The sequence below is a fragment of the Arthrobacter sp. ASL1 genome (genome assembly GCF_056680475.1).
Map to the genome: position 1 here is coordinate 1,740,860 of NZ_CM155284.1, position 14,858 is coordinate 1,755,717.

Annotated in this window: 12 protein-coding genes; 8 read left to right on the forward strand and 4 right to left on the reverse strand. The window is 64.2% G+C overall.

Annotated elements, in window-relative coordinates:
* Positions 1 to 56: 56 nt before the first annotated feature.
* Together AC1MEQ_RS08245 and AC1MEQ_RS08250 are read right to left on the reverse strand one after the other, a co-directional pair.
* Positions 57 to 698, reverse strand: coding sequence for a maleylpyruvate isomerase family mycothiol-dependent enzyme (locus AC1MEQ_RS08245; protein WP_479795622.1), 642 nt, complete (start codon positions 696 to 698; stop codon positions 57 to 59).
* A gap of 349 nt (positions 699 to 1,047) precedes the next feature.
* The gene (locus AC1MEQ_RS08250; RefSeq protein WP_479795624.1) at positions 1,048 to 2,898 is read right to left on the reverse strand and encodes a CocE/NonD family hydrolase; all 1,851 of its coding nucleotides are present in this window, start codon (positions 2,896 to 2,898) and stop codon (positions 1,048 to 1,050) included.
* Between the two features lie 182 nt (positions 2,899 to 3,080).
* Between AC1MEQ_RS08250 and AC1MEQ_RS08255 the strand changes: the two genes are divergently transcribed.
* The 3 genes from AC1MEQ_RS08255 (at position 3,081) to AC1MEQ_RS08265 (ending at position 6,708) form a co-directional block, all read left to right on the forward strand.
* The gene (locus AC1MEQ_RS08255) at positions 3,081 to 4,199 is read left to right on the forward strand and encodes an ArsR/SmtB family transcription factor (RefSeq protein WP_479795626.1); all 1,119 of its coding nucleotides are present in this window, start codon (positions 3,081 to 3,083) and stop codon (positions 4,197 to 4,199) included.
* A 163-nt stretch (positions 4,200 to 4,362) separates the two neighbouring features.
* Positions 4,363 to 5,919, forward strand: a complete 1,557-nt coding sequence (locus tag AC1MEQ_RS08260) for an AbgT family transporter (protein WP_479795628.1) — start codon at positions 4,363 to 4,365, stop codon at positions 5,917 to 5,919.
* 345 nt (positions 5,920 to 6,264) lie between these two features.
* Positions 6,265 to 6,708: an HNH endonuclease gene (locus tag AC1MEQ_RS08265; protein WP_479795630.1), complete on the forward strand. Its 444-nt coding sequence runs from the start codon at positions 6,265 to 6,267 to the stop codon at positions 6,706 to 6,708.
* A gap of 79 nt (positions 6,709 to 6,787) precedes the next feature.
* On the opposite strand, the gene AC1MEQ_RS08270 is transcribed toward AC1MEQ_RS08265, so the two are convergent.
* Positions 6,788 to 7,681 (reverse strand): peptidase dimerization domain-containing protein, encoded by an 894-nt coding sequence (locus tag AC1MEQ_RS08270; protein WP_479795632.1) that lies wholly within the window; start codon positions 7,679 to 7,681, stop codon positions 6,788 to 6,790.
* A 600-nt stretch (positions 7,682 to 8,281) separates the two neighbouring features.
* Here AC1MEQ_RS08270 and AC1MEQ_RS08275 point away from each other — a divergent pair.
* The 5 genes from AC1MEQ_RS08275 (at position 8,282) to AC1MEQ_RS08295 (ending at position 13,390) form a co-directional block, all read left to right on the forward strand.
* Complete coding sequence (locus AC1MEQ_RS08275) at positions 8,282 to 9,625, forward strand: MFS transporter (protein ID WP_479795634.1); 1,344 nt, start codon at positions 8,282 to 8,284, stop codon at positions 9,623 to 9,625.
* 103 nt (positions 9,626 to 9,728) lie between these two features.
* The gene (locus AC1MEQ_RS08280; RefSeq protein WP_479795636.1) at positions 9,729 to 10,496 is read left to right on the forward strand and encodes an aspartate/glutamate racemase family protein; all 768 of its coding nucleotides are present in this window, start codon (positions 9,729 to 9,731) and stop codon (positions 10,494 to 10,496) included.
* A 4-nt stretch (positions 10,497 to 10,500) separates the two neighbouring features.
* Complete coding sequence (locus AC1MEQ_RS08285; protein ID WP_479795638.1) at positions 10,501 to 11,934, forward strand: amidohydrolase family protein; 1,434 nt, start codon at positions 10,501 to 10,503, stop codon at positions 11,932 to 11,934.
* Positions 11,931 to 12,650, forward strand: coding sequence for a maleate cis-trans isomerase family protein (locus AC1MEQ_RS08290; RefSeq protein WP_479795640.1), 720 nt, complete (start codon positions 11,931 to 11,933; stop codon positions 12,648 to 12,650). Before AC1MEQ_RS08285 ends, AC1MEQ_RS08290 begins: the two co-directional genes overlap by 4 nt.
* An 86-nt stretch (positions 12,651 to 12,736) precedes the next feature.
* On the forward strand, positions 12,737 to 13,390 hold the full coding sequence (locus AC1MEQ_RS08295; RefSeq protein ID WP_479795641.1) for a GntR family transcriptional regulator: 654 nt from the start codon (positions 12,737 to 12,739) through the stop codon (positions 13,388 to 13,390).
* Positions 13,391 to 13,650: 260 nt separating this feature from the next.
* On the opposite strand, the gene AC1MEQ_RS08300 is transcribed toward AC1MEQ_RS08295, so the two are convergent.
* Complete coding sequence (locus tag AC1MEQ_RS08300) at positions 13,651 to 14,853, reverse strand: amidohydrolase family protein (RefSeq protein ID WP_479795643.1); 1,203 nt, start codon at positions 14,851 to 14,853, stop codon at positions 13,651 to 13,653.
* Positions 14,854 to 14,858 lie beyond the last annotated feature (5 nt).

The following is a 14,858-nucleotide window of genomic DNA, read 5'->3' on the forward strand; positions in this document are numbered from 1 at the left end:
CTGTCCTTCGGCCATGGGACCGACCCCGATCAGAAGACCCGGAGGTTCACCGATCCCTAATGGCGATCCCGCACCAGACGCTGTTCGAGCGTTGCCACTCCGTCGCCGTGAAGACTTGCAAGGTATGCAGGTCGTCCCGCCATCGCCATGACGAGGTCGAGCTGCTTACCCTCGACGAGCGGCCCCTGCCCCGCTTTGAAGGAAGAATCATCGGCTTGCAGCGTGAGGCCTTTCACGAGGCTGTTACTGTTCACCGCGAAATCGCGAGTAGCGAAGAAGCGTGCCACCTCGTGCACCCCCGAAGGATCGGGCACGAGATCGACACCGACGGGTCGGGCTATGTCCTGCCCGTGGACGATCACCTCGCCCAGCATCGCTGCGTAGTCCTTGGTTGGCGACACCGTCTTCGTGGCGGATGACCTGAACATCGCGAGCGTTTCTGCCGGCGTGGCCCCGAGGTATCTTCTCAACCGGCGCTCATTGTGCAGGCCCGGGTTCAAGCCGGCCAAGACTATGCTGAGCAGCCAGGCGCCAGTACCCGTGTTGGCGGCCGCCGTCAGATGCGCGACGACGTGGGACACCGACCAGTCACCGCACAGCGTCGGTTCTCGCCAGCGCTCGGGGCTCAACGACGCCAGCGCATCGACCAGACGAAGCCGTTCGGCATGAATCGCCGACCAGAACTCGGCCTTCTCCATGATGACTTCTCCGCTTCGCTCGCTGGTCGCGCCGCACCGGCTGTCGCTCCCGCCCTGGCGCATCAAGAAAGCTCCTGAACTCATACCAAGACACACGATGCCGACCTTGCCCGTCGGTTTCGATCAGCCTAGTACGGACTGCCCCAGGGTATTAGACAAGAAGCACCCGAACCGGTTCGGCGTCGACCTCGACCCCCACGTCATCGAGGTGAACCTGGCCCACGTCGCCCCTGGGCTCGGCTGGCGGTGACAGGCGCCGTCGACCGCGAAAAGACATAGCAGGGCCCTGCAGGTTCGACGTCGGTGCACGCGGCTTCCAGCCGAGGGGTGCGCGGGCGAGCGGCCTTCGCTATGGCGTCCGAGCGCGGACGCTTGGCACGACATCGACCACTAGAGCCGAGGGCGCTTCCGCTCCCGTGTACACGGTCGTCTCGGCGACGACGCAGCGGCGCTCGTCGCTGATCCTGGTTCCGGTATTCGGGTTGATGTCGAACCTCGGAAAGTTGCTGGAGGCGATGTCCACACGGAGACGGTGACCTGCAGCAAAAAGGTTCGCCGTGTCCGGCGCGCTGACAACGACGCGGTACACCTGGTGTGGTTCCAGGGGGGCGGGATCTTCAAACGAGTCACGGAACCGTAGGCGCAGGATGCCCTCGGTGAGGTTCATGGCGAAGCCCTGCGGGTAGTCCTGGCTCGGCGGGTACTCATCGATGAGTTTGATGGTCAGATCGGTGTCCACGACGCTGGTCGAGACGAAGATCTCTGCCTTGACACCTCCGGCGATGGTGATATCGCCGTCGAGCGGCAGCGTGCGGAAGGTCAAGACATCCGGGCGGGCCGACAGGGGCAGGTACGGCTCGGTAGCGCCGAAGACACCGGCATGCGTCCGTTGATCGTAGGCGCCACCGCGCATCACCGGCTCGCCACTGGTCACCTGTCCGCCGATGGTCGGAACGGGGTGGCCAGGATCGTGGGCATAGGTGAGCGTGCCGCCTTCCACCGGTGTCCGCTCTGCCAGCGTGCCGTCGGCGGCTAGGTGGAACCTGGTTTCGGCACTGCGCCTCGGCGGCCAGGAATCATCGTGATGCCACTGCCCACCATGTTCCAAACGCCCTCCGTCATTTCGCGTGCCGGGACCGCCACCCATGACGAAGTAGGTGACGGCGGGCCGCTCCGGAGCCTTTTGGTGGCCGAGGACTTCGTCGAACCAGTCGGCGCGAAAGTCCAGATAGGACGGAGCGATGTTCCCGTCGAAGTAAGCAGCGGCGCCGAAGTCCACGTCACCGGCGAAGGGGACGCACCGTTTGCCGTGCGTCCATGGCCCCAACAGCAGGTACGCAGGCTTCGTTTTCCGCCGTCCTAGTTCCCTGAAGTTCTCGATCGCCGAAGGGATATACGGGTCGTACCAGGAGGAAATGTGGAAGCTCGGGATGTCAGGAAAGGAGTCGTAGTGGCCCCTGGCGTAGATCGCCGGATGGGCCCAGTAGGCGTCGAAGGCCTCCCGGCCCCATTGCTCCAGCAGGTAGTCCTCGTAGGCCGGCACCAGAGTGAGAGGCGAGTTGTCCTTCCGCCATGGCGTGGCATGGAACCAATCGGCGATGTTGATCTCGGCCAATCCAGCCGCCGCCGTCGGGTCATTCGCGGCTTCCCGGCTGCGGACCGCGTGTCGGAAGGCCCACGTTGCCTGCTTCAGTTCGAAGGCCCCTCCCATCCGCATGCCCACCTCGTAGGCCGAGGAAAACCCGCCGGAGTCCATGAACATCGCTTGGAGTGCCTCTGGCCCTTCCGCCGCAGCCGCCGTTTGGACGTGGGCGGAATACGACACTCCGTTCATCAGCACGCGGCCGTCGCACCACGGCTGTTCGGCGATCCAGGACAGAGTGTCGGCGCCGTCCCTTCCCTCGTTCACGTATTTGACGAAGTCGCCCTCCGAGGCGCCGCGGCCACGGCAGTCCTGCCGGACCACCACGTAGCCACGGTCTACGAGGAAGGCTGAAGAATCCGCGGGCTCGGGCGTCGGCCCCGTGCGAACCGACTGGTCCGAGCTGCGTGAAGCACGCTTGCCGTACGGGGTCCGTTCGAGGATCACCGGCTGGGGAGATACCGGCAGCGCACCATAGACGTCGGTGGCCAGCTGGCACCCGTCTCGCATGGAAACTAGGTGTTCGACGGGATCTGTTGCGGGGAGTGCTGAAGTCAAGGAATGTCCTTCGGGGGACGCGAGGTAGGGATCATCCGAGCCTACGAACAGCGGACCCTGCCATCACGATGTTTAACCCGTTTCGGCCAACCGTGGATGACACGGATTGGTTTCCACCTCGAGGCCGGTTGCCACCATGTTGCGGATACCATGGGTCCGGCGCAGCCGGCCACAGACGGCATATGCTCGCCACGTTCAGTGGATCGGAGAAAACGTTGGCCATCGTCTTGAAGTTGGCGGGATTTGACTCGGCAAATGCCCGCGCGTTCCCCTCGGCCCTGACAGAACTCATGTCGCTGCTTCATGCCGTGGCCGAACCCGACCATCATTTTGAAGCCGGGGACACCCTGGACCTGGTGGCCAACTCGATGGAACCTGACGATCTGGACGAGTTCCGGGCTCTTTCTCCGTTGTGGGCCAGGTACCGTTGCCGCCTCTTCTTCCCCTTGGCACCGCATCCATCCACCTTCGAGCAACAACTTCAACTGCTGCGCGATTTGCCGGTGCTGGAATTCGTCAGGCTGTGCGCCGAGGGGATCCACGGTTATGGCCGGCAACTGCCCGGCGCGGAGGCATTGCTGAATGACGACGGGGCACGCACGCAGTTCCTGAATTATTGCGGTGCCCGTTCGAGTTCGAGGTTGGAACTGGCGGAGGCGCTTCTTCGCGATCCCCCGGCCTTTCGCCATCGACTGACCACCTTCCTTGCACGCTGCGAGGACACCTTCTTCGCCCGGGATTGGTCGGCGGTTCAGGACGTCATCCACCGCAGCGCCACACAGACCACGGCCAAGTTGCGGGCCGACGGCGCGTGGAAGACGCTTTCCGGTCTCAGCGAGACGGCCCGTGGTCGCGAGGACCTGCACGACGTGCGGTTCGACAAGCTACAGCAGCGTTCCGTCTCATTGGACGGCCGCCAACTCGTGTTGGTCCCCTCGATTCGTATTGGCCCGCATCTGACGATCAAGGACACCCCTGGGTACCCCGTCGTCGTGCATTTCGGTGCCGCCGAGGCCTCGGACGAGGGGCTGGGCATCCGCCAAGTCCGCGACCGGCTGTCGGCCCTCGCTTCCGAGACGCGTATGGAGATCCTCCGCCACCTTTCGGCCGAACCGATCACCACGTCCGAACTCGCGCTCCGGTTGAAGCAGAACCCTGCCCAGATATCGAGGGCCATCGGCGTCCTACGCGACGCGGGGTTGGTCCAGTCAGAGCGCCGGGGCAAGCTGGTGTACCACCGGATTGATACCGCCAAGGTCATGCGGTTGGGCCCGGACATCATCTCGACGTTGGTCCGGTAAGGACCCCGTCCGGGGGCCGTATCCCGGACTTGGTTGTCCAAAATTGGTCAATCGTTGGATCGGGCACAGCGGCCTGTAATACAAATCACTAGTCGGTATTTCAGTTCTGCCACCCGCAGGAGAGACGCCCCCAGCACACACGACCTTGCCCAACGGAGGACCCATGACCATGCGAACCACGCCAAGAAGTCGCCCTTCAGCAGGCCTGCGCATGCTCGCCGGCATCGAAAAGGCAGGAAACGCCCTTCCCCATCCGTTCTGGCTCTTCTGGATCCTGTTCGCAATCCTCGCCCTGTCGAGTTGGCTGTTGTCCGCGACGGGTATCACCGTCGTGGATCCGGCAAGTGGCGACACCGTGGGGGTGAAGAACGCCCTCAGCCCGGACGCCATACGCGGTTTGATCACCGGCGCCGAGGAATCCTTCGTGACCTTCGGCCCGCTGGGCACCGTCCTGATCGTCATGCTCGGCGTTGCCGTGGCCGAACGCTCTGGGCTATTCGAGACGATCGCCCGCAGGTCCCTGAGCAGTGTCTCCCCGCAGTTCGTGGTGTTCGCCGTGGCGCTGGGCGGCGCCATGTCCAAGTTCTTGTCGGACTCGGCCTACGTGGTCCTCATTCCCTTGGGTGCCATTGCCTTTCGGACCGTGGGCCGCTCCCCCATGCTGGGGATGATCGTCGCCTTCGTCTCGATCAACGCCGCCGGAGACGCGAACCCCCTCATTGCCCCAGGGGATGTCGTCTTCGCCAAACTCGCCACCGAGGCGGCCCAGCTGGTGGACCCCTCGGTGACGGTCCGTGCAACGGACAACATGTACTTCACCACCGTCTCCGCGCTAGTCCTCGCCATCACGGTCACCCTGGTCACCGAGCTGATCCTCAAAAAACGCGAACACACCCTGGTGGTGGACAGCGACCTGGACGAGGCTTCCGCCGCGACCAGGATGAAGCCTGTCGCCGCCCTCCCCGACCACTTGGAACGCCGCGGATTGCGCCGCGCAGGCCGGACCGCACTGATCGTTGCGGCGCTGGTTGTCGCGGCTCTGCTGGTGCCGAATTCCCCGCTACGAGGCGAGGATGGGTCGTTCCTCGAGTCGCCGTTCCTCGACGGGATCGCGCTGTTCCTGTCCCTGTTCTTCCTCGCGATCGGCCTGGCGTACGCGACGGGATCGCGCCAACTGGAAAGCTCGGCCGATGTGCCCGGTTTCATGGCCGACGGGGTTCGCTCAATTGCCCCCCTGATCGTCCTGTTCTTTGCTGTCTCGCAGTTTCTGGCCCTCTTCAAGTTCACCAACATCAGCACACTCGTTGCCGTCAAGGGCGCCGACACGATTTCGAGCTTGGGCATCCACAATGTGGGGCTGTTCACCATACTCGTCGTGGCAGTGGCCATGCTGAATCTATTGATCACCTCCGGCCAGGCCCTCTGGTCGCTGGTAGCGCCCATGTTGGTGCCGATGATGATGCTGCTGAACACCAACCCCGCAACCACCATGGCCCTCTACCGCATCGCGGATTCGTGCACGAACTCGATCACGCCGATGAGCACGAGTTTCGTCCTGTGTGTTGGGTACCTGCAGACCCTGAACCGGAAGGCCGGCATCGGCACGCTGATTTCGTTCACCCTGCCTTGCGCCATCGTCATGTTTATTGTCTGGTTCGCACTCTTCCTCGCGTGGTGGGCCCTGGGCATCCCCCTCGGACCGGGAGCACCCGTCCGCTGACCTTGAGCGGACGGCCACCCGCCTGGTGGCTCAGCCCCGGAACCGATCGAACACCGTGTACATGAAATCGCTACCCTGCTTCAGCGCCTCCACATAGATCCGTTCGTTGTCCAACACGTACGGGTAGACGCCTTACCCGGGGATCCCGTTCTCCCGCCACGGCCGATACACTAACTAAAATCACATCGGCTCGATGCTCCGACTGCATGTTCGCGGGAGCAGAGTAGGAAATTGGGGATGCTGCGGCGAGCTGAAAATGTCACACTGACTCACCGTCCCGGCTTTTGGACGGGCAAGGGGCCAGCGATACTGACCATTGGGAAAAGCGTGTTTATCCTCCCCAAAATGTCAAAAGCCGACTTTGAAGACCGCTGGCAATACCAGCAGCAGTATCCCAGTTCCATGGGGCGTCATTTCGGACGACGATACTGGCATTTCCAAAACGAGTTCTATTGGGACGACGAGGGACTAAGCGCCGATCAAGTACATGCCCTTATCATCACGCGTAAGCAGCGCAGGACGCAGCAGATCGACCGCGCCCAGGCGATTGTCGCCATGGGCTCGACTCCGCGGAACTCGGCGGCGCGCCAGGCGATTCCGGACGATGTGAAGCAGTATGTGTGGACGCGTGATGGCGGGCAATGCCGAAGTTGCGGCTCGACAGTTGAACTCCAATACGACCACATCATTCCCATCTCGATGGGTGGTGGGAACCAGGACGACAACCTCCAGATCCTGTGTGGACCTTGCAACCGTTCGAAGTCAGCAGGGTTGACTACCCGCCACTGAGCCCACCCGGACAGACGCCGCTCGGTCCATGCCGCTATTGACGGGCGACATCGTCCATCTATGGGACTCCCGGGACGGTTCACCCCCTGAAGCGCTCGAACACCTTGTACATGAAGTCGCTGCCCTGCTTCAGCGCCTCCACGTAGATCCGCTCATTATTGCCGTGCATCGCGATGAGCTGCTCGTTGTCCAACACGTACGGATAGACGCCGTACCCGGGAATCCCCTTCTCCCGCCAGGGGGCCAGGCTGGTTCCTGCTTCGAACAGGGCGGGGGCGAATGCGGCGTCCGGGTACGCTTCCTCGGACGCCCCGGACAGCGCCTTGAACAGGTCGGTGTCCGCGTCCGCTGGTGGGGTCGCCCACGTTGTGTCCAACGCGTCGAGCGTCTCGGCTTCGCTCATCCCGTCGGAGACCGCCAGTTCGACAGTGATCCCACGCTTCTTCATCATTGTGCGCACCTGATCCAGGAAGTCGCGTGGCTTCTGCCCGCCCGGAATGGCCCGGCAGTGCACTCGCACATGGGCAGAAGAGGGGATGACATTCTCCTTGTAGCCGGCATCCTCGATGACGAACGCCTGGGTGGTCCGTAGCAGGGCGCTGTGCAGATACGGGTAGTTGGACCGCTGGACCATGACCGCCGCTGCCCGTTCGCGGGAGTTCTGGCTGTGGGCCTTGAGCATCAGCTTGATGGCCTGCTTGAACCGGCGGTCGCTGGACGCGTCGGCGAGCGCGGCGAAGTACTCGCGGGTCACCTTCGTCAGGTAAACCGGGGCCTGCCACTTCCCCAGCTCGGCGACGCCGCGTGAGAGCGCCACGACGGCGGAATCTGGCATGGGCTTCGAGGAGTGGGTCGCGGTTCCGTCGGCGGTGAGGTCGAGGTTGAAGTAGACCTTGTCCTGCCGGGTGGCGGTGATGAGCATCGGGGTGGTCTTGTCGTCCTGCGCCAGGAACCAGCCGCCCTCGGTCAGCACCGCACCGGCGTCGAGCTTGTCCCAGTGGTCGCACGATGCCTGTGGCAGTAAGCGAAGTCCAATCGACGCACGTCGGATCAGATGGTCTTGGCCCAGACGGAACGCGTCCCGGCGTCAAAGACAAATAGTGGTCCGAAAGGTCAGCGTAGGGCGCCGCGTTTCCACAACAGGCGCTACTTCCGCCTCGCTTGGTCCAGCATCCACTCGGCGCGGGCAATGACCGTGGCGTCCATTGCCGCGTCGTGGGCCTCCCGAGTACCTGGAACCTTCACGACGACGATCCATTGACGCCGGTCCCGGCACGGAACTGGTGTGGGGAGACCGCACTAGGGCCCGGAGTGCGCATAGCAATGCAAGATTCACCCATGGGATACCAAAACCGTCCAGAGAATGGTCGATCCCGGGCGAGAGGCCGACGGAGGAGCGTCCTCTTCTAAGGCGATTTTCGCCAGAAATTGAGTAAAAGACAATACTCTTCACCCATTGACAGTGATGTGACCCACAATCTAATCTCAATTTTGGGATCCCAAACTAAGTGCTTCACCGTCCGGGTGTCGCACGCCGTTCATCGAACCACTCGCCCCTGCAAAGGACGCCTTCATGACCGTCAATGAGCCCCCTGTCCAGACGGGAACCAGAACGCTGGACCCCGACGACTCACAGAACACGCAAAAGCCCACCAAGACCCGCTGGAAGCTCTTCCTGCTGCTGCTGGTTCTGGTCACCCTCAACTATGTGGACCGCGGCTCGATCTCCGTGGCCATGCCGTTGATCCAGAAGGAGTTCAACCTGTCGCCGGAACTCATCGGCGTCATCCTCTCCGCCTTCTTCTTCGCCTACGCACTGATGCAGGTCCCCGTCGGTTGGCTGATCGACCGTTTCGGACCGCGCCGGATTATCACCGCATCCTGCGTAGGCTGGGGCCTGGCGACAGCCGCCAGCGGCCTGGCCTGGAACTTTGCGAGCCTGTTCACGACCCGGGCCGCCATCGGCGTCACCGAAGCCGGCGTCATGCCCGCCGGCGGAAAACTCAACGCCACCTGGATGCCGCGCAAGGAACGCGGCCGGGGTGCCACGATCCTGGATGCCGGGGCACCGTTGGGCGCCGGCATCGGCGGCGTTGCCATCGCCGGCCTCATTGCCCTCACCGGCGGCTGGCGTGGCGCCTTCATCGCCGTGGGAATCCTCACCGCGCTCTTCGGCTTCCTGGCCTGGCGGTACATCCGCGACCATCCCCGCGAGCACTCGAACGTCAACGCGGGCGAACTGGCACATATCGAAGCCAGCCACGCGAAGGAGGACGCGGAGGCCGAGGCGGGCGGCGGTACCGGCCGGCGCGCATTGCTCCCCTACCTGAAGTTCCGCTCCTTCTGGGCCATGTGCTTCGGCTGGTTCGGCTTCAACGGCGTCTTCTACGGCCTGCTGACGTGGGGTCCGCTCTACCTCTCCCAGGACAAGGGCTTCGACCTGGCCGCCGTCGGCTGGGGAACCTTCGTGATCTTCGGCGCCGGCTTCGTCGGGGAACTTCTCGGCGGCTACATCGCCGACTGGTGGCAGTCCAAGGGGGCCTCCGCCAATCTGGTCATGCGCACCCTGCTGGGCCTCTCCGGTCTGATCGTCATCCTGGGCCTGGTGGGTGTCACCCTAGTCTCGGATCCCGTGTCCGCCGTCGTCCTGCTCTCCACCGTCCTGTTCTTCCTGCGCTGGGTGGGGCTGTTCTGGAGTATCCCTGCCCTGCTGGGTGGCCGGGCCAATGCCGGCGTCCTGGGCGGAGCCATGAACCTCGGCGGAAACGTCAACGGTTTCATCACCCCCATTGCCGTGGGCTTCATCGTCGGAGCCACCGGCGGATACACCTGGGCGCTGCTCTACTTTGTCGGTGCCGCCGTCGTCATGACCATTTCGGTCCTGGCCATGGACTACAGCCGCCGCCTGCCGGTCTGAGCAGTCCCCGCCCCCATCCCGTCCGTGGGGTCCACCGGCAGCCTTCCGCTGGTGGACCCCACAGCCTCCACCTCCCCGCATCAACCCCAGACAGGCTTGTTCCATGAAAATACTGGTCATCAACCCCAACATCAGCGAAAGCGTGTCAGCGCTGATTCGCACGGAGGCCGAGCGGGCTGCCGCCCCCGGCACCGAGATCATCATGCGGACGGCAGCATTCGGGGTCGAGTACATCGAGACCCGGGTGGAGGCGCTCCTGGCCGGTGCCGCGGTCGCCGAAATCATCGCACGGGAGAGCGAACACGTCGACGGTGTCGTCGTCGCCGCGTTCGGGGACCCCGGAATGCCAGCGCTGAAGGAACTGGTCGATATTCCGGTCATCGGCATCACGGAGGCGGCCCTGCACACCGCTGCCCTGCACGGCAGCAGGTTCTCCATTGTCGCCATCTCCCACCGCATCCAGGCCTGGTACCGGGAATGCGTCGAACGCAACCACCTGCTCGACTGCCTGGCCTCCATCCGTTCCCTGGAGGATCCATTGGAAAGCATAGGTTCGGTGCAGGACCAGCACCGGGACAAACTCCTTCAACTCGCCCAGGACGCGGTCGCCCAGGACGGGGCCGACGCCGTCATCCTGGCCGGCGCACCACTGGCCGGCCTCGCCCGGGACATCGGGGCGGGCATCCCCGTCCCTGTCGTTGACGGGATCTCCGCCGGCGTCAAACAATGCGAGCTCGTTGTCAGCCTCGACGGCGGCACCCACCGGGCGGGCAGCTACGCACACCCCCCGCACAAAGCCAACGCGGGACTCTCCGTGGACATGGCACGAGCCCTGAACCACACCGACCCATCCAGCCGAAAGGGGCGGTAGGCACATGATCGTTGACCTGCTCATCACCCACGCACACATCGTCAACGCCGACGGCGCCACCAGCGGGCATATTGCCGTCCATGACGGCCAGATAGAGGCCATCTATGAGGCGTCCACCCCGGAGCAGCAGCTCCCGGAGGCCACGCGCATCGTGGACGCGGCGGGCCGAACGGCCATGCCCGGCGGCGTGGACGCCCACGTCCATGTCGAACAGGTCACAGGGGCCTACAAGTCCCTGGATACCTACGAGACGGCCAGCATCGCCGCCCTTTGGGGCGGAACGACGACGATGATGGACTTCGGGATTCCCGCGAATCCACAGGAGACACCGCTGGAGGCACTCGAAAACAAGTTGCGTCTGGCCGAGGTCTCCCGCTGCGACGTGGCGCTGCACGGAGCCGTCATCGACTGGGATGCCTCGGTGCCGGCGCAGCTGGAGCGCATGTTCGAACTGGGCATCAGCTCGGTGAAGATGTACACCACCAACCGCGGGTCGACGATGGCCAACAACGACACGATCCTGAAGGTCATGCGGGAAATGGTCCGTCTCGGCGGCCTGGCCTACATCCACGCCGAGCACGACCCGATCATCGTGGACTGCATCGAGCAACACGGCTTCGAGGCGGGGAACCCCTCCGGGGCGGTCCCCATCGACCAACTGCACCACACCCGTCCGGAATTGGCCGAGGCCACCTCCGTCGCCGAAGTCATCGCGATGGCCGAATACACCGGCGCCCCGGTCTACTTCGTCCACCAAACGATCCCGGAGGCGGTGGAGATGGTGACCGCCGCCAGGAGCCGTGGCCTGGAAGTCTATTCGGAGACCTGCCCCCACTACCTGACACTGGACGACGGTGTCTACGGGGGGAACTTCCCGGAGAAGTTCGCCTGTTGCCCGCCCATGCGCAGCCGCGAAACGGTTGCCGCGCTGGTCGCGAAGACCACGACCGGAGAGGTCCACGCGATTTCCTCGGACCATTCCTGCTACGACTTGAACCAGAAGCGCTCCCATAGCGATGATGTGCGGCTGATGCCCCACGGACTGCCGGGCATCGAAACACGCCTGCCGGTGGCTTTCACAACGCTCGTGGCCGAACAGGGCTTGCCCCTGACCCGATTCGTAGAGCTGTTCTCCGCCGGCCCCGCACGGATCAACCGCCTGACCGGCAAGGGACGGATCGCCCCGGGTTACGATGCCGACATCGTCCTGATCGATCCCGGAGAAACCCGGGTGGTCATGAAGGACGGGCTGCATATGGGAACTGATTTCTCGCCCTTCGACGGCATGGAACTGACTGGCTGGCCCTCCACCGTGGTCTCGGCCGGAAAGGTCGTGGTGGATGGCGGCACGTTCACCGACCCGGGCCCCGTAGGGCGGATGCGCCGTCGCCACGCAAGGAACTCCACACCGGCACTGAGCGGAAAGGCCCTCTCATGACCCAGCGAAGCCACCGGATCGGCATGATCGTTCCGTCCTCCAACACCTGCCTCGAACCCCAGACCTACCGCCTTCTGGGTGACCGCACGGATGTGACGATCCATTTCACCCGCGTTCCGGTGACCCGGATCGCCCTGGACGCCGATTCGCACCAGCAATTCGACCTGCAGAACATGCTCGACGCCTCCGAACTGCTCAAGACCGCCGACGTCGACGCCATCGCCTGGAACGGGACGGCCGGCTCCTGGCTCGGCTCCGAACACGACCGGGACATGGCTACCCGCATCACCGCGGAGACCGGTATCCCGTTCACGACCAGCACCCTGGCCTATCTGGACGCCTTCGAGCGCTTCAACATCTCCCGCGTCGGCCTGCTCACCCCGTATACGCAGGATGTGAACGACTCCGTCATCGAAAGCTACCGTGCCGAGGGCATCGAGGTCAGCGGGGAACGGCATCTGGGGTTGGACGTCAACGAGTCCTTTGCCCGGGTTGATCCCCGCGATCTTCTGGCCCCGTCGCGTGAGGTACTCGCCACCGGCGCCGAGGCCCTGGTGTATCTGTGCACCAACCTTTACGGCGCTCCGGTCGTGGAAGAAGTCGAAAAGGCGTCCGGGGTACCCGTGCTTGATTCCGTGGCCGTGACCCTGTGGAAATGCCTCTCCATGATCGGTGCTCCCGGCCTGGAGACGCGCTGGGGCCGGCTGCTGGCCTGAGCGCGACCGCGGAAAACGGAACTACCATGGGGATGGCCAGCAGCAGCCCATCTCCCCGACCAACTCCAGAAGGCAGGTTTGCAGCCTTGAGTGAAGCCGTCCTTCGCGACCGTCCCCTGCGTGAAATCGTCAGGGACCAGATCCGGCAGAAAATCTACGATGGCCAGTACTCCCCTGGGGTCCGGTTGATTGAACGAGACCTTGCCGAGGAGTTCGACGTTTCGCGCCTGCCGGTCCGGGAAGCGCTGCGCATGCTCCGCGAGGAGCGGTTGATCGCGGATCGGCCCACCGGTGGCCTGGTCGTCAGTGAGCTGACCCGGGCGGACGTCGAAGAGCTCTTTGACGTCCGGGAGGCCCTGGAGCGCATGAGCTGCAGCCTGGCTGCACAGCACGCTACGCAGAAAGACCTGCTGTTCTTGAAGCGACTGCTGGTGGAGGCGAAGGACGCCACCCAGGGCCGAGATATTGCTGCTGCGCGGGAAGCCAACGGCCGGTTCCACGACGAGATTCCACGCCTGGCGGGCAACGAGCTGCTGCGCAGCATTCTGGATCCGCTGCATGGACGGCTGCAGTGGCTCTTCCGCCAAGCCGATGACCTTGAAGTGCTCTGCACCGAGCACGGGCAGCTCCTGGACGCCATCGCTTCCGGAGACGCCGAGACCGCCGCCAAGGCCGCCGAGCTGCACGTCCGATCCAGCCGGAGGCGCACCCTGACGGCGCTATTCCAGCGCAGCCAATAAGCGCCCGAATCACCACAGACCAGGCTCGCAGCTTTGCGGACACCCGACGAGGCCAACTCGGTTGGTGATTCCGTCGCACATTGCTGCCACCGACGGTTAATGGTCACGAGGAATTGCCCGCTCGTGGCCACGGTGTCCTGGCACCGTGCTGAGTGGCCGGGCAGTGCCGGTGCCGCCCGGGGAATCGGGCGAGGCAACGTCAGCGACCTCGTGGAGACAACTCGATGGACCGGCGTTCACGGGTCATGCAGCGTTGCCAGCTAGACGAGCGCCATCCCGTCAGCGACCACGCGGCCGGATTGGATCACCGTGCGGTCATCATGGCGGTCCATCACAGCAGCCGTCACGGAATCCCCGGAGACCAGCACCAAATCGGCGACATCCCCAACAGCCAGGCCGGGGCGATCCGAAACCGAGCGGAGGCGCGGCACGTCAGCGGACATGATCGAGGCCCCGCCAACGGTCGCAATCGCCACACAGTGCTCGATGAGCTCATCAGCACGGAACTGGTGGGTAAAGGCCAACTGCCAGGTCCTGTCCAACATGTCGGCATTGCCGTACGGGGACCAGTAGTCGCGCTGCCCATCCTCGCCCAGTCCGACGCGGACCCCCGCCCGTGCGAGTTCCTGGAGCGGCAGCCCCCGCTGCTGCGCCGGCGCGACAGTGGCCATGCTGATATCGAGCTCGGCGAACTCCTCAATGAGCCGACGGGTCGTCGTCTCGTTGACACCGCCCAAGTCGTAGGAATGCGACATCGTGAGCTGGCCCTGCATGCCCAAGGCGCGTACCCGCTCCAGGATGAGGTCAGTGGAGAAAACGCCAAGATGTCCTGGTTCGTGCAGGTGCACGTCAACCGGCACCTGGAACTCGTCGGCCAGGGAAAACAAGACGTCGAGGTGGCCCTTGGGATCGCGATCCAGCGTGCACGGGTCGATCCCGCCCACCCAGTGGGCGCCTTCGCGCAACGCCTGCCTCATCAGCGGCACGGTTCCCTCCTCGCGCAACAGGCCCGCCTGGGGAAAGGCAATGATCTGCACCTCGCATCGATCCTTGTGGGCCTCGGCGGCGGCCTGCACGGCGTGGAAGCGTTCAAGTCCGCAATCCACGTCGATCTGCGCGTAGCTGCGCACACGGGTCACACCCCGCTCGATCATCCTGCCGAGTGTCGTGATCGCCCGTTCTTCGGCCGATTTCTCGGCGTCCCGCCAGTTCTTGCGATCGTTCATCACCATCGGCCAGATGCCTGGCGATCCCGTGTGGGGCCGGAACGGCAGGCCGATCCGCGTGGAGTCGAGATGCACATGGACGTCGCTGAACGAGGGGAGCAGGAGACGTCCACGGCCGTCGATGACCTGGGCCCCGGAAGCTGGGGAAGCAGGGCCGGCGATCGTCCCGTCCTCAATCAGGACATCCGTGGCGGTGCCGCCCCATGGACGAACGTTTTTCAGCAGGAGGGCAGACATGGGGA

Excerpts from the sequence above, each read along its gene's own strand:
- AC1MEQ_RS08260 (WP_479795628.1), top strand. The coding sequence starts at position 4,363 with ATGACCATGCGAACCACGCCAAGAAGTCGCCCTTCAGCAGGCCTGCGC.
- AC1MEQ_RS08280 (WP_479795636.1), top strand. The coding sequence starts at position 9,729 with ATGAAAATACTGGTCATCAACCCCAACATCAGCGAAAGCGTGTCAGCG.
- AC1MEQ_RS08300 (WP_479795643.1), bottom strand. The coding sequence starts at position 14,853 with ATGTCTGCCCTCCTGCTGAAAAACGTTCGTCCATGGGGCGGCACCGCC.
- AC1MEQ_RS08285 (WP_479795638.1), top strand. The coding sequence starts at position 10,501 with ATGATCGTTGACCTGCTCATCACCCACGCACACATCGTCAACGCCGAC.
- AC1MEQ_RS08255 (WP_479795626.1), top strand. The coding sequence starts at position 3,081 with ATGCTCGCCACGTTCAGTGGATCGGAGAAAACGTTGGCCATCGTCTTG.
- AC1MEQ_RS08245 (WP_479795622.1), bottom strand. The coding sequence starts at position 698 with ATGGAGAAGGCCGAGTTCTGGTCGGCGATTCATGCCGAACGGCTTCGT.
- AC1MEQ_RS08275 (WP_479795634.1), top strand. The coding sequence starts at position 8,282 with ATGACCGTCAATGAGCCCCCTGTCCAGACGGGAACCAGAACGCTGGAC.
- AC1MEQ_RS08290 (WP_479795640.1), top strand. The coding sequence starts at position 11,931 with ATGACCCAGCGAAGCCACCGGATCGGCATGATCGTTCCGTCCTCCAAC.
- AC1MEQ_RS08265 (WP_479795630.1), top strand. The coding sequence starts at position 6,265 with ATGTCAAAAGCCGACTTTGAAGACCGCTGGCAATACCAGCAGCAGTAT.